This window comes from Rhodococcus sp. 06-1474-1B, from assembly GCF_002258885.1.
Taxonomy (GTDB): Bacteria; Actinomycetota; Actinomycetes; order Mycobacteriales; family Mycobacteriaceae; genus Rhodococcoides; species Rhodococcoides fascians.
In genome coordinates this window covers 13,566-35,811 of sequence record NZ_NOYR01000001.1, presented here as the reverse complement: position 1 = coordinate 35,811, position 22,246 = coordinate 13,566, and the positions used below count along the sequence as shown (strand labels likewise).

Below are 22,246 nucleotides of genomic sequence, written 5' to 3'. Positions count from 1 at the left end.
AGCCCCAACTCCGACGGGTGCCGCCCGATCACCGGGGACACCGCCGAACCAGGACTCGGGCTGCTCGGGATGGTAGTCGACGTCGCCGTGCCCATAAGGTTGGTTCGACTACCCTCTCGTTCGCATCTGTGCCCCGCGGTCGGGATCGGTAAACCCCACGGGCAGTGAACAGGAGAAAATGAGAGTGCGTTCGTCGATTCTGGCAGCGGCCCTCGCGGTCACTATTGCAGGTTCCGTCGGTGGGTGCAGTGCGGCCGACCGGGCCGTACCCGGGCACATGCCCGTCGTCGTCGGAGCCGGGAATTCCGACCTCTCCCGGTTGCTCGCACAGATCTACGCGGGAGGACTCCGGTCGACGGGAGCCGAGGTCTCCGTCGCCGAGAACCTGGGGGATCGGACGGCGTACCTCGCGGCGCTGGACCGCGGCGAGGTATCGATGATTCCCGACCTGACCGGGGACCTGTTGCGCACCTTCGACGCCCTGGCCGGGGCAACCGAAGCAGAGGACGTGTTCACCGAACTGAACCGATCGCTGCCCGCCGGACTGTCGGTGGGAGACTACGCAACCGCCGAGGATCGATTGGCCCTTGCTCTCGCTCCAGACGCGACCTCGGACGAGGGCACGACAGTCACAGAATTTCTTCGTCGGGACGATGTGACAGTCGGCACGGTCGATGGCCAAGTCGACCCGATGGACGTCATGAATGCGCCGCGGACGGCTCCGGCCCTCACCAGGGCCCGTTTCTCCGAGTTCATGGTCTACCCGGATGCGCAGTTCGCCGTCGACGACCTGAATTCCGGCGCGGTGGATGCTCTCGCGATTCGGACTGCATCGTTCGGTCCGCTGGCCAAGGATCTGACGACTCTGCCCGACGACGATCACGTGTATCCGGCGCAGAACGTCGTTCCGCTGTACCGCACCGGTGTGTTGGACGAGAGTGCGGTGAAGTCGTTCTCGGTGGTGGCGGGGGAGCTGACGACAGCGGACCTCGCCGACATGATCGGCGAGGTCCGTGGCGGTGCTGCGTCAGGCGATGTCGCCGGCCGCTGGCTCGGCGAGCACAGCCTCTGACCCGTCGGACTTCTGCTCTGCTCTGAGCATGCGGCCCAGGTACGAGCCCATGTGATGGACGGCTTCGGCTGCTTCACGCAGGATCGACGCCTGCAGGTGCGCCACGTGCCAGAGCTTCTTGTACTCGATGTACTCGAGTTCGACGCCGGACAGGCGCAGCTTGTCCGCGAACGCGGTGATCTGCGGATAGAGCACCTCGTCCGTCCCGACGTGCATGACGACCGGTGGCAGCTCGTCCAGGTTGCCCTGGAGCGGCGCGAAGCCCTGATCCAGCGGGTCACCCGCCCCCAGATACGCGTCGGCCGAGGAGTTCGACCACCCGGTGTTGACGACCAGGTCGCGCGGCTTGACCGCGTCGCGTGCGCCCGGATCGACCCACGGTGAGATCAATCCGAGAGCTGCGGGCCTCGCGCCGTCGTCCACCAGCCGCCTCGCCGTCGCGACGGTCAGTCCGCCGCCGGCCGAATCACCGGCGATGGCGATGCGATCCGGGGTGAAGCCGTGCAACCGCACGAGTTCCCGGAACGCCGCCACGGCGTCGTCGAGCGCGGCCGGGTACGGGTTCTCCGGAGCCAGTCGGTAATCGAGCACGTACACCGCGCTGGCCGACTCACGTGCGAGATGGGCGGCAAGAGAACGGTGGGTGTTGATCGAACCGATCGTGAACGCGCCCCCGTGGAGGTACAGGATCGCGGTGTCGCGTTCGGTGGCTCCCACGGTGATGCGCTCGGCCCGCCTGCCCGCAAGCGTCAACTTCTGTGCGACGGTCCCGTGCGGGAGCGTCTGCACCGGAGCCGCAGCCTCGAGAACGGCTCGCTGCGCCCGGAAGGACAGGCGCGGATTCAGCGCGAGGCGGTAAAACGGTTTGAGCGCCGCCGCGACGATCGGCAGGGGAACGTAGAAGGCTTTCACGACGCGACCCGTCTACTTCTTGGTGCGCGGCAGCGCACGCTTGGACACTGCAGCGATGAGGCCCTGGTACCGCGAACCGGTGATGCGTTGCAGCAGATCGAGGGCGATGGCGTCGGAGCCGATGAGCACGCGGCCCCTGCCCTTCTCGACGCCCTTGAGAATGGTCTTGGCCGCGTCGATCGGGGTGGTCTTCGCCAACTTGCTGTCGAAGAACTTCGCGACGTCGGCCTGGTTGAAATTCTCGGCGACGGTGGCGTTGCGGGCGATGGCGGTCTTGATGCCGCCGGGGTGCACCACGGTGACCTTCACCGGTGCCTTGGAGATCAACATCTCCATGCGCAGCGACTCGCTGAACCCGCGGACGGCGAACTTCGCCGCGTTGTACGCGGACTGCGACGGCATGGCCAACAGGCCGAACAGACTGGAGATGTTGATGATGTGGCCATCGCCGGAGGCCTGGATGTGCGGAAGAAATGCCTTGGTGCCGTTGACGACGCCCCAGAAATCGACGTCGACGATGCGTTCGATGTCCTTGAACGAGGACTTCTCCACGTCACCGTGGTAAGCGATGCCTGCGTTGTTGTAGATCTGGTTGACCTTGCCGAAATGCGCGACGACGGCCTCGGCGTAGTCGAGCACGGTCTCGCGCTGCGAGACGTCGAGGAAATCGGATTTCACCTCGGCTCCGAGTGCTTCGACGCGGCGCACCGTCTCGTCGAGTCCGGCGGTGTCGACGTCGGACAGCGCGAGCTTGGCTCCGCGTCCGGCCAGCTCGAGGGCCAGGGCCCGGCCGATTCCCGAACCCGCGCCGGTGACGACGGCTACCTTGCCTGTGAATGTGCTCATCGTGCGGACACCTTGTCTGTGTTGTTGCCGGCGGCCGTGCTCGCCGACGCAGCGGAGGTCAGATCTGCAGTTGCGACGCTACGGTACGCATCGAGATCGAAATGCTTGGTCTGGCGACGGAACTCGAACGTGAACCCGGGCCACAGGGTGGTGTTGTTTCCGTGCTTGTCCAGATACCAGCTGGCGCAGCCGCCGTTCATCCAGACGCTCTTGGCGAGCTGGTCCTGCAGGGTCACGTTGTACTCGTCCTGCACGTCCTTGCGCACTTCGATGGTGCCGATGTCGTGCTTGTCGATGGTGTTCAAGGCGTCGACCAGGTAGTTGATCTGCGACTCGATCATGAACACCATCGAGGTGTGCCCGAGGCCGGTGTTGGGGCCGACGAGGAAGAACATGTTCGGGAAGTTCGCAACCGCAGCGCCCTTGTAGCCCTGCTGTCCGCCGTCGTCGAACGTCTGCGCCAGCGTACGGCCGTCCTTGCCGACGATGCCCTGGTATGCAGGCGAATCGGTGACGTGGAAGCCGGTGGCGACGACGAGTGCGTCGATCGCGCGCTCGGTGCCGTCCTTGGTGACGATCGATCCCTTGCGGATCTCGGCGATGCCGTCGGTCACGAGGTCGACGTTGCTCTGCGCGAGAGCGGGGTAGTACGCGTTGGAGATCAACATGCGCTTGCAGCCGATGCGGAAGTTCGGGGTCACCTTCGCGCGCAGCGCCTTGTCCTTGATCTGCGTACGCAGATGGTTTTCCGACGCCCACTGCAGCGGCTTCATGAACGCGGGGTTCTTCGCCAGTCCGACGACCTGGGTCTCACGCATCGCATAGATGCCGGCGCGGGCGAGGCGCTGGAAGCCGGGCACGTGCTTGAAGGCGAAGCGCTCGAGCTTGGTGTACGGGCGATCGGCGCGAGGCAGGATCCACGGCGCGGTGCGCTGGTAGACGTCGAGGTGCTCCACCTGACCTGCGATGGCGGGGACGATCTGGATCGCCGACGCGCCGGTCCCGATGACGGCGACGCGCTTACCGGCGAGCGAGACGTCGTGGTTCCACTGAGCGGAGTGGAAGACGTCGCCCTCGAAATCGTGAATTCCCTTGATATCGGGCAGGTTCGGCTCACACAGTGCGCCGACGGCCGAGACGACGATCTTGGCGGTGTAGTTGCCGGTGGTCGTCTCGACGTCCCAGCGGCTGGTGGAGGCGTTCCATCGCGCCGACGTCACGTCCGTGCCGAAGACGTGCTTGTCCATGACGCCGTACTTGCGCGCAACTCCGGCGATGTACTTCTGGATCTCGGGCTGGGTGGAGAACGAACGAGTCCACTCCGGGTTCAGCGCGAACGAGTACGAGTACAGATGCGAGGGCACGTCGCAGGCTGCACCGGGGTAGGTGTTGTCGCGCCAGGTACCGCCCACATCGTGGCCGCGTTCGACGACGACGAAATTCTTCTTGCCTGCCTTGGTCAGCTTGATCGCTGCTCCGAGCCCGGCGAAACCACTGCCGATGATCAGCGTATCGACGTGACGCGGCGACGTTGCGCGGTCCGAAGTATCTGTTACGGGAAGACTCATGTAGAGCAGACTAGAAGCTTACTGAGTGTGAGTCAATAGTTATTGACTACTATTCAATAGGATGATTGCATGGCGGATGTGAACCGCGCTGGAGTATCGACGACGAAAAGGACCAGACTCAGTCCGCAGCAACGACGAGCGCAGCTGATCGAGCTCGGCACCGAGATGCTCGCCGATCGGCCACTCGAACAGATCTCCGTCGAGGACATCGCCGATCAGGCCGGAGTCTCCCGAGGTCTACTGTTCCACTACTTCGCGTCCAAGCAGGACTTTCACCTCGAAATAGTCCGCGAGGCGTCGCGGTCGATGATCGAACGGACCGCACCCGACCCCGACCTCGAACCCTTCGAGATTCTGCGCGACTCCATCGCCAACTACGTCGACTACGTCAGCGAGAAACGCGACACCTTCATCTCCCTGCTCCGCGGCACGGCAAGCGGAGACCCCCAGATGCGCGAGGTGTTCGAGCAGACCCGCACCACCATGGCCGATCGCACTCTCGTCCAACTCGCTCAACTCGACGTCGATGTCACCCCCACCATCGACCTCGCCGTGCGCGGGTGGATCGCCTTCGTCGAAGAAGCCACCATCACCTGGCTCAGAAATCCACAGATCACCCGCGACGAGTTGATCGACCTGAACGTCAACGCCCTACCTGCTGTCGCCCTGGCCCCGGGAATGATCTCCGCGCTGCTGGGAGCCGACGCCGACGCCGACGCCTGAGCCCCGCCCCAGTGTGCGTCCCCCCGGTTGGACGTCCTCCCCGGTTGCAGGTCCTCCCCAGTTGCAGGTCCTCCCCAGTTGCAGGTCCTCCCCAGTTGCAGGTCCTCCCCAGTTGGGATCAATGTCCCTTTGTTGCAGTCTGACCGACTGAATCCCGCATTCATCCGAAGTGCGGCCGAGGCCACAGCCGAATGAATGCGGCTCTGTTGCAGTCTGACCGACTGAATCCCACATTGATCCCAACCCGGGTGCGCACAGAAACGACGAAAGCGGCCCACCCCCGAAGGAGTGGGCCGCTTGTCGCTGTCGGAGATTCTAGTCTTCGCCGACCTTGTTGAAGGCCTCGTCGATGATTTCGAGTTGCTCGACGGCGTGCACCTTGCTCGATCCCGAGGACGGTGCGGACATGGCGCGACGGGAAATGCGCTTGATGCCGACCAGCTTTTCGGGCATGAGTTCGGGCAGTGCGAGACCGAAGAACGGCCAGGCACCCTGGTTCGCAGGCTCTTCCTGAACCCAGCGGAATTCCGTTGCGTTCGGGTAGCTCTCGAGTGCTTCCCGGATTCGACGCGTCGGCACGGGGTAGAGCTGCTCGATTCGGACGATGGCGACGTCGTCGCGGTTGTCCTTCTGCTTGCGAGCGAGGAGCTCGTAGTAGAGCTTGCCGCTGACCATCAGCACGCGCTTGACCTTGCTGCGGTCGCCGGTGCCGGTGTCGTAGGTGGGCTCGTCGAACACCGAGTGGAACTTGCCGTCGGTGAAGTCCTCGATGTTGCTCACTGCTGCCTTGTTGCGCAGCATCGACTTCGGGGTGAAGACGATCAGCGGGCGACGGATTCCGTCACGCGCATGCCTACGCAGCAGGTGGAAGTAGTTCGCGGGGGTCGAGGGGAGTGCGACGGTCATAGATCCTTCGGCGCACAGCGTCAGGAAGCGTTCGATGCGTCCGGACGTGTGGTCCGGGCCCTGACCCTCGTGGCCGTGCGGGAGCAGCAGCACGACGTCGGAGAGCTGTCCCCACTTGGCTTCACCGGACGAGATGAACTCGTCGATGATGGACTGGGCACCGTTGACGAAGTCGCCGAACTGCGCTTCCCACATCACCAGTGCGTCCGGGTTGCCCACGGAGTAGCCGTACTCGAAGCCGACGGCCGCGAACTCGCTCAGTGCGGAGTCGTAGACCATGAACTTGCCGGGATTGTCGCTGCCGATGTTCTGCAGCGGCGTGTACTCGGAACCGGTCTTGCGGTCGATGATCACCGAGTGCCGCTGCGTGAACGTGCCGCGGCGGGTGTCCTGGCCCGAGAAACGAATGTTGCGTCCCTCGTCCACGAGCGAGCCGAGTGCGAGCAGTTCGCCGAAGGCCCAGTCGACCTTGCCCTCGTACGCCATTTCCCGACGCTTCTCGAGCACCGGCTTGACGCGGGGGTGCACGTTGAATCCCTCGGGAATGTCGAGGTGCGCATCACCGATGCGGTGCAGGACGGCCTTGTCGACGGCGGTGGTGAGCTTGGTCGGCAACTGCTGGTCGAGTTCGACCGATTCGCTGGGCTCCGGGGTGTACTTCTCGAGTTCGCGTACCTCGTTGAAGACGCGTTCGAGCTGACCCTGGTAGTCGCGGAGCGCGTCCTCGGCTTCCTTGAGCGAGATGTCGCCACGGCCGATGAGCGATTCGGTGTAGCTCTTGCGGACGCTGCGCTTGGTGTCGATGACGTCGTACATCGCCGGCTGGGTCATCGAGGGGTCGTCGCCCTCGTTGTGTCCGCGACGGCGGTAGCAGATCATGTCGATGACGACGTCTTTGTGGAACTTCTGACGGAAGTCCACTGCCAGCTGAGCCACCCAGGCACATGCCTCGGGGTCGTCGCCGTTGACGTGGAAGATCGGCGCGGCGATCATCTTGGCCACGTCGGTGCAGTACTCGGACGAGCGCGAGAACTCCGGCGAGGTGGTGAAGCCGACCTGGTTGTTGACGACGATGTGCACGGTTCCGCCGGTGCGGTAGCCACGCAGATCGGACAGGTTCAGCGTTTCCGCGACGACGCCCTGGCCTGCGAAGGCCGCATCGCCGTGCAGCATCAGCGGCAGCACGGAGTAACCGCCCTGGCCGGTGCCCTTGTCAAGCAGGTCCTGCTTGGCCCGGACGAGGCCTTCGAGGACGGGGTCGACGGCTTCGAGGTGCGACGGGTTCGCCGTGAGCGAGACCTTGATGTCGTTGTCGCCGAACATCTGGATGTACGTGCCCTCGGCGCCGAGGTGGTACTTCACGTCACCGGAGCCGTGTGCGGCAGCCGGGTTCATGTTGCCCTCGAACTCGGTGAAGATCTTCGAGTACGGCTTGCCGACGATGTTGGCCAGCACGTTCAGGCGGCCGCGGTGCGGCATGCCGATGACGACCTCGTCGAGGGCGTACTCGGCGCTCTGGTCGATGACGGAGTCCATCATCGGGATGACCGACTCGGCACCTTCGAGCGAGAAGCGCTTCTGTCCGACGTACTTGGTCTGCAGGAACGTCTCGAAGGCCTCGGCTGCGTTGAGCTTGCTGAGGATGTACTTCTGTTGCGCCACAGTCGGTTTGACGTGCTTGGCTTCGACGCGTTCCTGCAGCCACGAGACCTGCTCGGTCTCGAGGATGTGGGTGTACTCGACGCCGACGTGGCGGCAGTACGAGTCGCGCAGGACGCTGAGCACGTCGCGCAGCTTCATCTTGTCCTTGCCGTGGAATCCGCCGACCTTGAACTCGCGGTCGAGATCCCACAGCGTCAGGTCGTGGCTGATCACGTCGAGGTCCGGATGCATCCGGAACTTGTCCTTGGTGAACTGCAACGGGTCGGTGTCGGCCATCAGGTGACCGCGGTTGCGGTACGCCGCGATGAGCTCGAGCACGCGGGTGTTCTTGTCGACGGTGCCCTCGGGCAGATCCTTGCGCCAGCGGATCGGCTCGTACGGGATCTTGAGCGAATGGAACAGCTCGTCGTAGAACTCGTCGCTGATCAGCAGATTGTGGATCGTCTTGAGGAAGTCGCCCGACTCCGCACCCTGAATGATGCGGTGGTCGTACGTCGAGGTCAGCGTCATGAGCTTGCCGACGCCGAACTCGGCGAGACGCTCGTCGCTGGCACCCTGGAATTCCGCCGGGTACTCCATGGCACCGGCACCGATGATGGCACCCTGGCCGTTCATCAGGCGCGGGACGGAGTGGACGGTGCCGATTCCGCCGGGGTTGGTCAGCGAGATCGTGACGCCCTGGAAGTCCTCGCCGGTGAGCTTGCCGTCGCGGGCACGCCGGACGATGTCCTCGTACGCGTTGTAGAACTGCGTGAACGTGAAGTCCTGCGTGTTCTTGATGGCCGCGACGACGAGGGAACGGTTGCCGTCCTTGCCGGGAAGGTCGATCGCCAGACCGAGGTTGATCGACGCCGGAGTGACGGCGTTGGGCTTGCCGTCGACCTCGGCGAAGTGGCGGTTCATGTTCGGGAACGCCTTGACGGCCTGCACGATGGCGTAGCCGAGCAGGTGCGTGAACGAGATCTTGCCGCCGCGGGTACGCGCGAGGTGGTTGTTGATGACGAGGCGATTGTCGACCATGAGCTTGGCCGGGATGGCTCGCACGCTGGTAGCTGTCGGAATCTGCAGCGAAGCGGACATGTTCTTGGCAACCGCTGCAGCTGCGCCGCGCAGAATCTTGCTCGACTCTTCACCGAATTCGGCAGCGGCGGGCTTGGCCGGGGCTGGCTTCTTCTCGGCCGGCTTGGCCGGGGCCGACTTCGCCGGAGCAGGCTTGGTTTCAGCAGCCTTGGGAGCTGCGGCCTTCGCGGGGGCTTCGGTCTTCTTGGGAGCTTCGGTTTTCGGGGCTTCGGTCTTCGCGGCCGAGGCGGCGGGCTTCGTAGGAGGCGCGGGTGCTGCGGGAGGAGCGGACTTGGCCGAGCTGCCGTTCGAGGCCGAGCCGTTGGAACCGGACTTACCGTTGGAGATGGGGTTCTCGTCGATCACGGCTTCGGGGTCGTAATCGGTGAGGAACTCGTGCCAGCTCGCGTCGACGGAGGACGGGTCCTGCTTGAACCGCTGGTACATCTCGTCGACCAGCCATTGATTTTGTCCGAATTGGGTAGTAGAGCTGCTGCTCACGGCAGTAGTTCGCCTCGTTTCTGTCTTCGTTCCCGATCAGCGCGCGTACGACTCCAGGCTAGACCTCCGGTCGAGATCGCGTGCGTCCGGGACGTAGCTGTGATATGTACTCACCGGTAACCATCGGCCTCGTTGTCGATGACCCCGTTGACTATCGAATTATTCCCCCGGTTCGTTTCGGCTGCAGCCCACAATGTGGCGTAGAAGCCGTCCCGTTTGCGAAGTTCGGAATGTCGTCCGACTTCCACGATACGACCACCGTCGACGACCACGATCAAATCCGCTCGTGCGGCGGTGGCCAATCGGTGCGCGACGACCACTGCGGTGCGGGTTCGCGCAACGGCGTTGCTGGCTTCGAGGACCTTGCGTTCGGTGGCCGGATCGAGGGTCGCGGTCGCTTCGTCGAGCAGGAGTAGATCGGGATCCACCAGTTCGGCGCGGGCCAGTGCGATCAGCTGTCGCTGGCCGGCCGACAACCCTTGGCCGCGTTCGCCGACAGGTTGCTGCATACCGCCGCGAAGTGCAGCGATGGTGTCGAGGGCCCCGACCGAGCGTGCCGCGTTCTCGATGTCGGCCCGGCTGGCGTCGGGCCTGCCGTACGCGATGTTCGACGCGATGGTTCCGGTGAACAGGTGGGCTTCCTGCGGTACGACGCCCAGCCGGTGGCGGTAGTCGGACAACCGGTAGTCGCGGAGGTCGTGGCCACCTACGCGTACCGATCCCGAGGTCGGGTCGTAGAACCGAGCGAGCAGCTTCACGACGGTGGATTTGCCTGCTCCGGTGCGGCCGACCAATGCGACGGTGGTGCCGGCCGGGATGCTGAGAGATACCTCACTGAGCGCGTCGGAGTGAGCTCCGGCATACCGAAAGCTGACGTCGACGAGGTCGATGTCGGCGTGCAGGCGATCGCCGACGACTGCACCGGACCCGGTCGCTGTCGCTGTTTCGATCGAACTCGTCGTGCGTAAGAGGTCTCCGATTCGGCCGACGCCGACGCGGGCCTGCTGGTAGCCGTCGAATACTTGCGAGAGTTGCTGGATCGGGCCGAAGAGGAGTCCGAGGTACAACACGAACGCCACCAGGGTGCCCGCGGTGGCGGTGCCCGTGGCGATCTGATGCGCACCGACGAAGACGACGACGGCCAACGCGACATCCGAGAGCAGTGTGATGAACGGGAAGAACACCGAGATCGCGGTCTGCGATCGCATGCGGCTCGCTCGGTAGCGGTTGCTGCGTTCGGCGAAGCGGGAGGCTGCGTACTCCTCACGTCGGTATGCCTGCGCTGCGCGCAGTCCGGTGACGTTCTCCTGGAAATCGGCGTTGACGATGGAGATGCGTTCGCGCGAGGTCGAGTACGCAGCCGAGGAGATGCGTCGGAAGACGACGGTTGCGACGGCGAGCGGCGGCACGACCGCCAGGGCGACCAGCCCGAGTGTCGTATCCGTGACGAGCAGTGCGATCGCGATGCCGACGACGGTCAGCACGCTGACCACGGCCGTGGACGCGCCGGTCTGGATGAACGACGACAGCGCATCGACGTCGGTGGTCATTCGCGTCATGATGCGCCCGGACAGCTCGCGCTCGTAGTAGTCCAGCCCGAGTCTCTGAATGTGCGCGTAGCTGCGTACTCGCAATCCGAACAGCACCCGCTCGCCGGCTCGTGCGGTGAGCACGGTCGTCGCGCAGACCACGAACCAGCTGGCAGCAGCCAGGGCGACGCCTATCGATGTTGCGATCCACAGGGTGGCGGAGTCCCCGCGGGCCACGCCGCTGTCCACCGCGTACCGAACGAGTGAAGGGAAGGCGATGGAGGCGATCGAGTCGAGCGCCAGCAGCACCACGACACCTGCCAGCAGCAGCCGGACAGGACTCAGCAGTCGTGAGAGCCGGAATTCCGGGTCGGGTCGACGCAACTGTTGTCCCGATCCGCCTGGTTCCTCCGTTGCCGGTGGCAGGGCTGCCACCGCGTCGGAGATGGCCTGCGTCGGTGCCAACGAGCCGAATGCGCCGGCCATCGCTGCGCCGTGGGTGCCTCCGCCTCCGGCACCTGCGGGCGGCATCGCGCCACCGGGGTTCGATGCGGCTTCCAGACCATCGTCCGGCCAGAGCATCGCCGCCGACGGTTCCGTGCGCGCTTCTGGTGCGGCGTCGCTGTGTTCGTTCTCGTCTCCGCCGGCGAGGAGAGCGCGGAACAATGGGCAGCGCTCGTCGAGTTCGTCGACTGTGCCGGTGTCGATGATGCGTCCACCGTCGAGGACGGCTACTCGGTCGGCCAACGTCAGTGTCGATCGGCGGTGTGCGAGGACGAGGGTCGCCCGGGTACGCACGCCGCGCAGTGCGTCGAAGATGGCGGCCTCGGTCTCGGCGTCGACGGCGGAGGTGGCGTCGTCGAGGACGAGAATCCGCGGCTTGACCAACAGGGCGCGAGCCAGGGCGATGCGTTGGCGTTGCCCGCCCGAGAGGGTGAGGCCGCGTTCGCCGACGAGACTGTCGTAGCCCTCGGGCAGAGCGTCGATGAAGGTCGAGGCCTGAGCCAGCCGAGCCGCGTGTTCGATCTCCTCCGCGCTTGCTTCGGGCCTGCCGAGCGCGATGTTGGCGGCGATGGTGTCGGAGAACAGAAACGGCTCGTCGAAGACCAACGACACCGCTTCGCGCAGTGACGCGGAATCCAGGTCGTCGATGTCGATGGACGTGTCCCCGGAGGTCACCGCGATCCGGCCGCGAGTAGGGCGATAGAAGCGGGGGAGCAGCAGGGAGAGCGCGGTCTTTCCCGAGCCCGCGTGTCCCACGACGGCCACCGTCTCGCCGGGGGCGATGCTCAGGTCGAGGCCGTCGAGGACGGTGCGCTCTGCCTCGAATCCGAACGTGACGCCGGTGAGGTGGACGCCGAGGGGGCCGTCGGGCAGTGCGATGGGGTGCGCCGGTTCCGGTGCGGTCGGCTCGGTGTCGACCACCTCGTAGACGCGCTCGACGGCCGCGCGGGAGAGCTGCGCCATGATCACCACCGACGACACGGTTCGGGTGACGGCGGACAGCGTGGCCACGTAGGTGGCGAAGGCGAGAAAGGTGCCGATGGTGATGTGGCCGTGCAGTGCCAACCAGCCGCCGAGAGCGATGACGCCGACCAGTCCGAGCTGAGGAATGGTTGCCATGGTCGGTGCGAACCGTGAATTGATGCGGGCCGAGCGCATGCGTTCGGCGAACAGCCTGCGCCCGAGAGCTTCGATGCGATCCACCGCACGCGCTTCCTGCCCGAAGCCCTTGACCACCCGGACTCCGGTGACGGTCTCCTCCACGTGCTGGGCCAGATCGGCGGCGCGCTGTTGTGCGGACCAGGTGGCAGCGAAGAGGGTGGGTCGCATTCGGTAGACGACGACGCTGACCGCGGGAACGATGACGACCGCGACAAGGGTGAGCAGCGGTGAGAGGTAGGCCATCACGACCAGGGCCAGGACGAACTGCAGAATTGCCCCGGCCGACAGCGGCACCATGGCGAGCAGACCCTGCACCAACTGCAGGTCGGTGATCGATCTCGACACGACCTGGCCGGTTCGGATTTCGTCCTGCTTGCGACCGTCGAGCCGCTGCAGCGATGCCAGCAGGTCCATCCGCAGATCGTGTTGAACATCGATCGACAGGCGACCGGCGAGCATGCGCCGACCGAACTGGCAGGCGAATCGCAGAGCACCCAGCAGTGCGATGGCTATCGCGACTCCGGCGATCACGTCGTTCTTGCCTGCGCTGGCGTCGTCGATCGCGAGGCGCGTCAGCAGCGGAAACGAGATGTCGATGAGGGCGGCGATCATCGTCACGCCCAGTGCGCCGAGTGCCGTCCGCCGGTGCAACATGCACTGCGCGAGCAGACGTCTGATCCAGCCACGCCGTGTGATCGACGACGCGGTGATCGACGACGCGGTGGTCGGCCGGGAGTCGGTGGGTACGCCGGACGAGCCGGGGTCGGTTTCCAGCAGACGGGTACTGCCCGTATTGCTGCCCGACCCTGCTCGATCCTTCACGTATTCGCTGTGTGCCATCGATTCACACGGTAGACCCGGCTACCGACAGCAGGATCGGGCGAACATCCCCACCGATGCGGTGGTCAGTCGATGTCCCGGGTACGGGCGAGGAACCAACCGCCACCGGTGAGGATCACGGCCCACAGGGCAAGTCCGAGCGGAGCCCACGGCCACGACGCGAGGTCGCCCGCATCGTCCAATTGTGTCGCTGCCATCGTCGGCAATGTCAGGTTCGACGGCAGCGCGGTTGCCACCGGTCCGAAACCGACTCCGAACAGAATCAGGGACAGCAGTCCTTCACCGAACGGCAGCCAGGCGACGAGCACGATGGCGGCCCAGGTCGGGGATTTGAGCAGCAACCCCAGCCCGGCTCCGATGAGCGACCACAGCACCACGGCGAGCAAGCACGACGCGACGACGCCGATGAAAGCGCCGTCGAGGACGATTGTTCGTTGGCTGAAGATCAGCAGACACACCAGGCTCGCCAGGAGCACGACGAGGCCGTACCCCAGGCCGAACAGGGCGGTGACGATGAGTTTGGCGGCAATGACGCCGTCCCTGCCGCGGGCCGTCAGGAAGCTGGTGGTGATGGTCTTGTGTCGAAACTCGGTTCCGGCGTTGACCGCGCCGAAGATGCCGGCGAACAGGATGGCGGCACCCGCGGCGACGTACAGGCCGATGGAGGCGACACCGCCGGCGATCTGAAGATCTTCCTCGAACTCGCCCAGCTGGTTCGCGATCACCGAGGTGATGACGGACGCGAACACGCCGACAACGATCGGTGCGATCGCCAGCGCCCACCAGAACTTCAGTGTGGTGACCTTGCGGATCTCTGATGTCAACAGCGCGTTCATCGCGAACCCCCGGTCCAGTTCTGCGGTGGTCCGTAGTTCTGTGGCGGCGGTGAGTACCCCTGGTTGTGACCAGGCGGCGGCCCGTATCCAGGCGGTGGTCCGTATCCCGGCGGCGGTCCGTACACAGTGGGTTGGACGGGTGCTGCGGTGTACTGACCGGCGGTCATCGACAGGAACACCTGCTCGAGGTCGACGTGTTCGCTGGTGGTGCCGAAGACCGTGACCCCAGCGTCGGCCGCGATGCGCGTGACGGTGGCAGCGTCGGCACCCGCGACGCCGATGCGGCCGTCGGGCAGCAGTTGGGTGTCGGTGAGTCCGGTGGACGCCAATGCCAGGGCTAGTTTCGCCGGGTCGGACGCGGCGACGAGCACGCGGCTCGGGCGGGTGGATCGCAGCTGAGCGATGGATCCCTGGTACATCAGGGTGCCGGCGCTGACGATGACGAGAGTGTCGACGGTCTGCTCGATCTCGCGCAGGATGTGGCTCGATACCAGGACGGTTCTCCCCGATGCCGCGAACGCTTTGAGGAAGTCTCGAAGCCAGGCGATCCCCTCGGGATCGAGGCCGTTCGCGGGTTCGTCGAGTACGAGGATCTCGGGATCGCCGAGTAGAGCTGTTGCCAAGGTCAGTCGCTGACGCATGCCGAGAGAGAACCCGCCTGCTGCGCGGTGTGCGGCGTCGCCCAGACCGACGAGGTTCAGGACGTCGAGGGCGCGGCTGTCGGGTACCCCGATCGCCGCGGTGTAGATCTTCAGGTGGTGCTCGGCGCTGCGTTTGGGGTGCAAACTCAGCGAGTCGAGAACGGCCCCGACGGTACGGGCCGGGTGGGTCGCCGTACGAAACGGAACGCCGTTGACGAGGCCGACGCCCGAGGTCGGGGCGACGAGGCCGAGCAGCATCCGCAGTGTAGTGGACTTGCCGGAGCCGTTCGGCCCGAGAAAGCCGGTGACGGTTCCGCGTGGAACGACGAAGCTCAGGTCCGAGACCGCGCGAACGGTACCGAATTGTTTCGTCAGAGCCTGCGCTTCCAGCGCCGGAGCCGAGTAGCTGGTCATCTGTGCGGTGTCCCCCTGGCCGTCGGTGCACCTCGTGTGCCGGTTGCTTGGCGGCAACCGGTACACGAGGTTACGGGGTGGAACCGACGGGCGGGATGACCCCGGTTTCAGCGATGCAACGCCGCAGCGATCTCCCGGTACGTCTCGAGCGGGTCGGCGTCGTCGGGCAGCGCGTGCAGCGTCACGTGCGACGCGCCGGCGGTGAGGTGTTCGTCGAGTCGAGCAGCGATGGCGTCGGCATCGCCGTGTGCGACGAGCGCGTCGATCAGTCGGTCACTGCCGCCGTCGCCGATTTCCTCGTCCGAGTAGCCGAGCCGGTTCAGATTGTTGGTGTAGTTGCGCAGATGCAGGTAGGGATTGTTCACCGGTGGCCGACCGATCGCGCGTGCCTTCTCCGGATCGGTCTCGAGCACCACCTTGTGCTCGGGAGCGAGAATCTTGTTCGGCCCCACTGCTTCTCGGGCTTCACGGGTGTGTTCGGGAGTGGTCAGATAGGGGTGCGCGCCTGCGGTACGGCTCGCGGCCAGCGCGAGCACCTTGGGGCCGAGCGCGGCGAGGACCCGACGCTTCATCGGGACTCCGGCCTCGTCGAGGTCGTCGAGGTAGCTCACCAATGCGTCGTACGGCTTCTGATACTCCTGGGTGGCCTCGGGGTGACCGGCACCGATGCCCAGGACGAACCGTCCGGGGTGCTTGCTCTCGATGCGGTGATACGACGCGGCGACGTCGGCGGCTGCATCGGACCAGATGTTGACGATGCCGGTGGCGACGACGATGGTGTCGGTGGCGTCGAGGATCTCCTCGGTGGTCGTCAGGTCTGCGGGCGGGGATCCGCCGAGCCAGATGGTCCCGTAGCCGAAGGACTCGATGGCGCGGGACAACTCCGGCGTGAACGCCGAGTGCAGTCGCCAGACGCCGTACTTGCCGAGTTCAGGTGTGGAAGTCATGTTCGAAGTCAACGCAGCAGCCTCTCGAAGATTCCGAACATTCTCATTCGTCCGGTTCGATGATGCGATTTTCCGGGAACCGTGCGGGCGGCGGGCCGAAGGCGTCACGGGCGTTCTTGATGACGCCTTTGCCGACCACTCGGTTGCCCGCGCCGCCGATCGCCGCGCCGATTCCGGCGGGAAGCATCTTGCCGACCAGCAGTGCGCTGCGCTTGGCCAGGTATTTGGTGACGAACTTCTTCACCAGCGATTTGTTCATGCTGGCCATCGAGCCGCCCGGAATGCGTGAGGTGATGAGCGGGCCCCAGTTCTTGGCTGTCTTGCCCACTGTTCGTTGAACGATCTGCATGCCCGATTCGCCCAGTGCCACCGAGAGCACCAGCGCGCGTCGCTGCTGGTGATTCTCGACGGGAATGCCGTGCACGGACGCGACCGACAGCGTCAGCAGAGCCGACGACTCGATGAAGAACGCGGTCTCGGCACCGACGGCGGCGAGCGATGCGACCGTACCGATTCCGGGGACCGCCGCTGCGCCTCCCACTGCCGATCCGCTGCCGGTGACCGCCAGCAGGAATCGCTTCTCGAGCCGTTCGATGATCTGGGCCGGGGTGTCGTACGGGTGTGCTCGACGCACGTGCGCGACGTATTTGTCGACGGCGGGTCCCTGTAGGCGGCTGGCGTTGTCCAGGATGTTGACCAGGGCCCGTTCGAGCTTGCCTCCGCTCGAGATCTCGACCTGAGCGTCGTCCTTCTTGCCTGCCATCGATACCTCTTTCGGTTGCGAGCGTCGGTGACGCTGGTCGGGGGAGTTACCCGCGAATTCCTCGTTGCACACGTTCGGGGCAATTTAGACTGGTGGCGTGCAGATTCCTCCGAGCGAGGTGGTGTCCGGTGGCGCGCGCCGCGTCGGGGTGCGGGCATGTTCGAGACTCTGTCGAGCGGCGTTGCCGGTGACGGTCCGCGCGTCCGACGAGGAAGGTATGACGTCATGACGACACACGTTTGGCCCACTCTGAAGTACGAGAACGCACGCGACGCAATTCGGTTCATCGTCGACGTGTTGGGATTCGAGGAGTGCGCGGTTCACGGCGAAGGCGACCGCGTCGATCATGCGGAACTGCGCTGGCCGGACGGTGGCGGGGTGATGCTGGGCAGTGTTCGCGACGGGAGTGCCATCGGCGAACTGCCGCCGGGTGTCGGGTCGATCTACATCGTCACCGACGACCCCGACGGCATCCACGATCGCGTCGTCGCGGCGGGCGGCACCGTCACGCAGGGCCTGCGCGAGGAGGACTACGGCAGCCGCGGCTTCACCTGCCGCGACGCCGAGGGGGTCTACTGGAGCTTCGGTACCTACGCCGGGGCATAGCCGTACCTGTCGGACCCAGTGGTTGTCAGACCCAGTGCTCGGGCGGGACCAGTTCGTCCGGCTTCGGCGGCTGCGGCGCGGTGCCGTCGCCGAAGGGCGATCCGCCGAGTGATTCACGTCCGTGCGGTTCGAGCCAGCCGGCCAGATCGGGCCCGTTCGGCACGATGCCCGACGGATTGATGTCGGTGTGCACCTCGTAGTAGTGCCGCTTGATGTGATCGAAGTCGACGGTGTCACCGAATCCGGGAGTCTGGAACAGGTCGCGTGCGTAGTTCCACAGCACTGGCATCTCGGTGAGCTTGCTGCGGTTGCACTTGAAGTGGCCGTGATAGACGGGATCGAAACGGACGAGGGTGGTGAACAGTCGCACGTCGGCCTCGGTGATGTGCTCGCCGACGAGATACCGCCGGGTGGACAGCCGTTCGACGAGCCAGTCGAGGCGAGCGAACAGGCGGTCGTACGCCTTCTCGTAGGCCTCTTGCGAGCCGGCGAATCCGCAGCGGTAGACGCCGTTGTTCACATCCTTGAACACCAGATCGGCCACCTCGTCGATCTCGCCGCGGAGCGCCTCCGGGTACAGATCGGGCGCGCCCTCGCGGTGGTACTGCGTCCACTCGGTGCTGAGGTCGAGGGTGATCTGTGGGTAGTCGTTGGTGACGACCTGGCCGGTGGGAACATCGACGATCGCCGGCACGGTGATGCCTCGTTCGTAGTCCGGGAACCGTGCGAAGTATGCGTCCTGCAGCCGAGGGATCTGTAGAACCGAGTCGACGCCGCCCGGCTCTTCCTGGAAGTTCCAGCTGCGCGGGTCGTGGGTCGGACCCGGAATGCCAAGGGACAGAACATCTTCGAGTCCGAGGAGTCGACGCACGATGATGGATCGATGGGCCCACGGGCAGGCCCGCGCCGCGATCAACCGGTAACGCCCGGGCTCCACCGGGTATCCGTCCCGGCCGTCGGCGGTGATGCGCGTCGGGATGTAGTTGGTATCGCGCTTGAATTCCTCGCCCGGCTTCACGTAGGTGGCGTCCTCGGCCATGATCGAACTCCTCACATCGGTCGGTCTCACGAAACGCTACCCAGTCCGGACCGGATTCAAGCGCCTAGGTTCGACGCACGGCGGTGTGGCAGGCGCCGATCTCCACGTAGTCGAGCCGGGCGGCAAGGCGTCGAGCGGTCGTGTTCTCCGGTCGCGCTCGCCACTGCGGTATCAGGCCGTCGTCGATGGCATCGTTGGTCGCGAGCCGCCCGACGACCGAGGCGTGTCCGTGTCGTCGGTGGTCCGGGTCGGTGAGAACGCGCATGTCGGCCAGGATCATATTTTCTTCCGAGTACCCGGCCGAGGCCAGGGATCGCGCCGAATCCGCGGGTCGGTCGTCTCCGAGCAAAGTGAACCAGTGCCGCGACACCGGCTCGCCGAATGCCTCCGTCACGTCGGCCTCGCTGCAGTGCTCCGCCAGAGCGCGGGCGTGCTCTGCGTGGTGGGAGATCAGCGGATCGTGGACGTCGATGGTGTGGCCGATCTCGGATCCGTAGGCCAGCGTGTGGGAGTCGATATCGTACTGCTCGACGCGATCGCCCAGCAGCGTCGACAACCACGTCCGACCGGTGTCTGCCTGGCCCTCGATGCCGCGTGCGGCGTCCACGGCCCAGGACGGCCCGACGATCAGAGTGGTCTGCGCCAGTCGGAGTACGACGATGTTCTCGGTGTCGGTCCGATGTTCGACGCGGTCCGCGGTGGTATCGAGGGCACGGTCGTCCAACGACAGCCGTCGGCACCAGGCGAGTCGGACGATGTCGAGTCGGTGGGGATCGAATCGGTCGGCATCGTAGGCAGGCAATTCCACGGTTCGACAGTAGCGACGGCACCGGAACCGACGGGCTGCGGCAGCTGTGGCGGCATTTCTGTTTCACCGTCCCAAAGCAATCTTTCGAACTTTTTCGCCCCCGGTGTTTCGCTCAGCGCCAATAGATGGCAGACTCGGTTTTGAGATTAGAGCTTCGACGTGAAGATCTAGCTCGCTTACAGAAGGTTTACAGAATGACGCAGGGCAGTGTGAAGTGGTTCAACGGCGAAAAGGGCTTCGGCTTCATCGAGCAGGATGGTGGCGGACCGGACGTTTTCGTTCATTACTCGGAGATTCAGGGTAGCGGCTTCAAGTCGCTCGACGAGGGCCAGCGCGTGGAGTTCGAGGTGGGCCAGGGTCAGAAGGGCCCCCAGGCTACCGGCGTCCGCGCCATCTGATTCAAGCTTCGTAACCCGATTTCTCCTGGTGGACTGAAACTCTAGACTTTTTCAGCACCAGAAACTCGGTGACAAGGCCGGATACACGGAAGTAATTCCGAGTATCCGGCCTTCGTCTGTTCGGTGAGGGCATCGACCGCGGTCGGTGCCCATTCTGCGTCGAAAGACGCCTTTGTCCTCTGGTGGGCGCATTGTCCGGGTTGCTCCGAGGCTACCGCCGGCCCTATATTCCAGTTGGAATAATTCGCGCGGGATAGGTGACAGGGGGATCGATGCGAGCTGGAACCGTCAATCCGCTGGGCGTCTCGATTCTGGCTCTGCTCTCGGAGGGCCCGATGCATCCCTACGAGATGTATCAATTGCTGCTCTCCCGCAAGGAAGATCGAATCGTCAAGATTCGCCCGGGTTCGCTCTATCACGCGGTCGCACGTCTGCACGAGCAGGAACTGGTCGACGAGGTCGGAACCGACCGGGGTGGCAACCGTCCGGAGCGCACCACCTATCGGATCACCTCGGCCGGACGGCACGTGCTGACCGATCGGCTGACCGAAATTCTGAGAACCCCGGTGCGTGAATACCCGCAGTTCGTCCTCGGCCTGTCCGAAATGCACAACCTACCCGCATCCGACGCGACCGCCCTGTTGCGGGAGCGAATCGTGGACCTGACCGCGGACATCGACGAACTGTCGGGCTATCAACAGCTCGCAGCAGATCGCCAGATATCCGAAATCTATTGGGCCGGAATTGATTACATTCACCACATGCTGCGCGCAGAAGTGCAGTGGCTGACGCGCTACCTCGATCGGATCGACAGCGGCGAGCTCGACTGGCCGCATCACATCTCCGCACATCACACGAACCCGACTTCGGGGATAGGGAGCGCTACATGAATTCCGTCGAGACTGCCCCGTCGCAGCACGAGATCAGACCGTGGCCGGCGCTGTGGGCACTGTGCTTGGGCTTCTTCATGATCCTGGTGGACACGACGATCGTCGCGGTCGCGCAACCTGCGATCCTCACCGGGCTGAACACCGACATCAACAACGTCATCTGGGTCACCAGCGCGTATCTCCTCGCCTACGCCGTTCCACTGCTGGTCACGGGCCGATTGGGTGACAAGTTCGGTCCGCGGAATCTGTACATCGCCGGCCTGGTGCTGTTCACTCTCGCATCGGTGTGGTGTGGACTGTCGGGATCGATCGAGATGCTCATCGCGGCGCGCGCGGTTCAAGGTCTCGGCGCGGCGATGATCACCCCGCAGACGATGGCGGTGATCACTCGTGTGTTCCCGGCGGAGAAGCGTGGAACGGCAATGGGGGCATGGGGCGCCGTCGCAGGCGTCGCTACGCTCGTCGGGCCGATTCTCGGCGGTGTGCTGGTCGACTCGCTCGGCTGGGAATGGATCTTCTTCATCAACGTGCCGGTGGGCATTCTCGCAATTGCGTTGGCGCTGAAGTTCGTTCCGGTGCTGCCGACCCACGATCACAAGTTCGATCTGCTGGGCGTTGCGCTCAGCGCTGTCGGACTCTTCTGCATCGTCTTCGGTATCCAGGAAGGTCAGAAGTACGACTGGGGTACCGGCGTGTGGATCCTCATCGGTGTCGGTCTGCTGGTCTTCGCGGGGTTCGTCTACTGGCAGTCCGTGAATACCAGCGAGCCGCTGGTGCCCTTGGCCCTGTTCCGCGACCGCAACTTCTCGCTGTCCAATATCGGTATCGCCGCAATGGGTTTCGCGATGTCCGGCATGATGCTGCCGATCATGTTCTACGCGCAGAGCGTCACCGGTCTGACGCCCACCCGGTCGGCACTGCTGTTCGTTCCGATGGCGCTGCTGACCGGACTGCTCGCACCCAATATCGGCAAGCTCGTCGACAAGACGCATCCGCGGTACATCGCCGGATCGGGACTGTTCATCCTCGCCGCGTCGCTGCTGTGGTTCGCATACGAGATGACGCCCACGACGGCCATCTGGAAGTTGCTGCTCCCCGTCGCTGCAATGGGTGTGGCGAATGCGTTGATCTGGTCTCCGTTGGCAGCGACGGCCACTCGCAATCTTCCGATGAGCCAGGCGGGTGCAGGTTCGGGAATTTACAACACCACCCGCATGATCGGGTCCGTGCTCGGCAGCGCGGGCATCGGCGCGCTCATTCAATCGCGCTTGGCCGCCGAACTACCTACCGGTGGATCGGCTTCGGGGGCAAACGAATTCGCCGGCCGAGTGCCCGAGATGCTGCGTGACGACTTCACCACCGCGATGGCGCAGTCGCTGATCCTCCCCGCCGTCGTGCTCCTGGTCGGCATGATCGCGGTCTGCTTCTACGCCCGGCCCGCGTTCGAGAAACCCATGTGAGTGGAACCTCGACCCCTGCTACGAAGTTCCACTCACATGCGGCGAAGCCGCTCTCATATGGAGGTCGGCCTGTCAACGACGGCATGGTGAAGCGGTGGCACGCACCGTCGTGTGTGCCACCGCTTCCTGTTGCCGGGATGGTGATCGATGCGAGTGGGAGG

The 22,246-nt window shown here is 64.8% G+C and carries 18 protein-coding genes; 7 read left to right on the top strand and 11 right to left on the bottom strand.

Going from position 1 to position 22,246, the window contains the following annotated elements; genetic code table 11:
- Positions 1-178: 178 nt before the first annotated feature.
- Positions 179-1,072: a glycine betaine ABC transporter substrate-binding protein gene (locus tag CH266_RS00135; RefSeq protein ID WP_094714438.1), complete on the top strand. Its 894-nt coding sequence runs from the start codon at positions 179-181 to the stop codon at positions 1,070-1,072.
- On the opposite strand, the gene CH266_RS00130 is transcribed toward CH266_RS00135, so the two are convergent.
- The 3 genes from CH266_RS00130 to CH266_RS00120 are packed head-to-tail and all read right to left on the bottom strand — an operon-like array spanning position 1,028 to position 4,398.
- Positions 1,028-1,984 carry an alpha/beta hydrolase gene (locus CH266_RS00130; protein WP_094714437.1) on the bottom strand — a complete coding sequence of 319 codons (957 nt, stop codon included), beginning with the start codon at positions 1,982-1,984 and terminating at the stop codon, positions 1,028-1,030. The genes CH266_RS00135 and CH266_RS00130 overlap by 45 nt on opposite strands.
- A gap of 12 nt (positions 1,985-1,996) precedes the next feature.
- Positions 1,997-2,830: an SDR family NAD(P)-dependent oxidoreductase gene (locus CH266_RS00125; protein ID WP_094714436.1), complete on the bottom strand. Its 834-nt coding sequence runs from the start codon at positions 2,828-2,830 to the stop codon at positions 1,997-1,999.
- Complete coding sequence (locus CH266_RS00120) at positions 2,827-4,398, bottom strand: flavin-containing monooxygenase (protein ID WP_094714435.1); 1,572 nt, start codon at positions 4,396-4,398, stop codon at positions 2,827-2,829. The genes CH266_RS00125 and CH266_RS00120 overlap by 4 nt, the downstream gene beginning before the upstream one ends.
- A 69-nt stretch (positions 4,399-4,467) precedes the next feature.
- Here CH266_RS00120 and CH266_RS00115 point away from each other — a divergent pair, with 69 nt between their 5' ends.
- The gene (locus CH266_RS00115; protein ID WP_094714434.1) at positions 4,468-5,121 is read left to right on the top strand and encodes a TetR/AcrR family transcriptional regulator; all 654 of its coding nucleotides are present in this window, start codon (positions 4,468-4,470) and stop codon (positions 5,119-5,121) included.
- A gap of 315 nt (positions 5,122-5,436) precedes the next feature.
- Here CH266_RS00115 and CH266_RS00110 read toward each other — a convergent pair whose 3' ends face one another.
- From CH266_RS00110 to CH266_RS00085, 6 genes are all read right to left on the bottom strand, one after another.
- Positions 5,437-9,249 (bottom strand): multifunctional oxoglutarate decarboxylase/oxoglutarate dehydrogenase thiamine pyrophosphate-binding subunit/dihydrolipoyllysine-residue succinyltransferase subunit, encoded by a 3,813-nt coding sequence (locus tag CH266_RS00110; protein ID WP_080731904.1) that lies wholly within the window; start codon positions 9,247-9,249, stop codon positions 5,437-5,439.
- 110 nt (positions 9,250-9,359) lie between these two features.
- Complete coding sequence (locus CH266_RS00105; protein WP_094714441.1) at positions 9,360-13,097, bottom strand: ABC transporter ATP-binding protein; 3,738 nt, start codon at positions 13,095-13,097, stop codon at positions 9,360-9,362.
- Between the two features lie 251 nt (positions 13,098-13,348).
- A complete protein-coding gene (locus tag CH266_RS00100) occupies positions 13,349-14,107 on the bottom strand; it encodes a hypothetical protein (protein ID WP_230591712.1) in 759 nt (252 codons plus the stop codon).
- Positions 14,108-14,115: 8 nt separating this feature from the next.
- Positions 14,116-15,174, bottom strand: coding sequence for an ATP-binding cassette domain-containing protein (locus tag CH266_RS00095; protein WP_094714433.1), 1,059 nt, complete (start codon positions 15,172-15,174; stop codon positions 14,116-14,118).
- Between the two features lie 107 nt (positions 15,175-15,281).
- Positions 15,282-16,121 carry an LLM class F420-dependent oxidoreductase gene (locus CH266_RS00090; protein WP_094714432.1) on the bottom strand — a complete coding sequence of 280 codons (840 nt, stop codon included), beginning with the start codon at positions 16,119-16,121 and terminating at the stop codon, positions 15,282-15,284.
- A gap of 43 nt (positions 16,122-16,164) precedes the next feature.
- Positions 16,165-16,884: a hypothetical protein gene (locus CH266_RS00085; protein ID WP_032365401.1), complete on the bottom strand. Its 720-nt coding sequence runs from the start codon at positions 16,882-16,884 to the stop codon at positions 16,165-16,167.
- A gap of 97 nt (positions 16,885-16,981) precedes the next feature.
- Here CH266_RS00085 and CH266_RS25670 point away from each other — a divergent pair, with 97 nt between their 5' ends.
- Positions 16,982-17,113, top strand: coding sequence for a hypothetical protein (locus CH266_RS25670; RefSeq protein ID WP_255175791.1), 132 nt, complete (start codon positions 16,982-16,984; stop codon positions 17,111-17,113).
- Complete coding sequence (locus CH266_RS00080) at positions 17,110-17,490, top strand: VOC family protein (protein ID WP_094714440.1); 381 nt, start codon at positions 17,110-17,112, stop codon at positions 17,488-17,490. Before CH266_RS25670 ends, CH266_RS00080 begins: the two co-directional genes overlap by 4 nt.
- Positions 17,491-17,515: 25 nt before the next feature.
- Here the strand turns inward: CH266_RS00080 and CH266_RS00075 are convergent, their stop codons facing one another.
- Positions 17,516-18,529, bottom strand: coding sequence for a glutathione S-transferase family protein (locus tag CH266_RS00075; protein ID WP_094714431.1), 1,014 nt, complete (start codon positions 18,527-18,529; stop codon positions 17,516-17,518).
- Between the two features lie 64 nt (positions 18,530-18,593).
- Positions 18,594-19,337 (bottom strand): GNAT family N-acetyltransferase, encoded by a 744-nt coding sequence (locus CH266_RS00070; RefSeq protein WP_094714430.1) that lies wholly within the window; start codon positions 19,335-19,337, stop codon positions 18,594-18,596.
- Positions 19,338-19,531: 194 nt separating this feature from the next.
- Between CH266_RS00070 and CH266_RS00065 the strand changes: the two genes are divergently transcribed.
- The 3 genes from CH266_RS00065 to CH266_RS00055 all read left to right on the top strand — a co-directional run bounded on the left by CH266_RS00065 (position 19,532) and on the right by CH266_RS00055 (position 22,085).
- The gene (locus tag CH266_RS00065; protein WP_008714360.1) at positions 19,532-19,735 is read left to right on the top strand and encodes a cold-shock protein; all 204 of its coding nucleotides are present in this window, start codon (positions 19,532-19,534) and stop codon (positions 19,733-19,735) included.
- A 272-nt stretch (positions 19,736-20,007) separates the two neighbouring features.
- Positions 20,008-20,625 (top strand): PadR family transcriptional regulator, encoded by a 618-nt coding sequence (locus CH266_RS00060; protein ID WP_052054800.1) that lies wholly within the window; start codon positions 20,008-20,010, stop codon positions 20,623-20,625.
- Positions 20,622-22,085, top strand: coding sequence for a DHA2 family efflux MFS transporter permease subunit (locus CH266_RS00055; protein ID WP_094714429.1), 1,464 nt, complete (start codon positions 20,622-20,624; stop codon positions 22,083-22,085). Before CH266_RS00060 ends, CH266_RS00055 begins: the two co-directional genes overlap by 4 nt.
- Positions 22,086-22,246 lie beyond the last annotated feature (161 nt).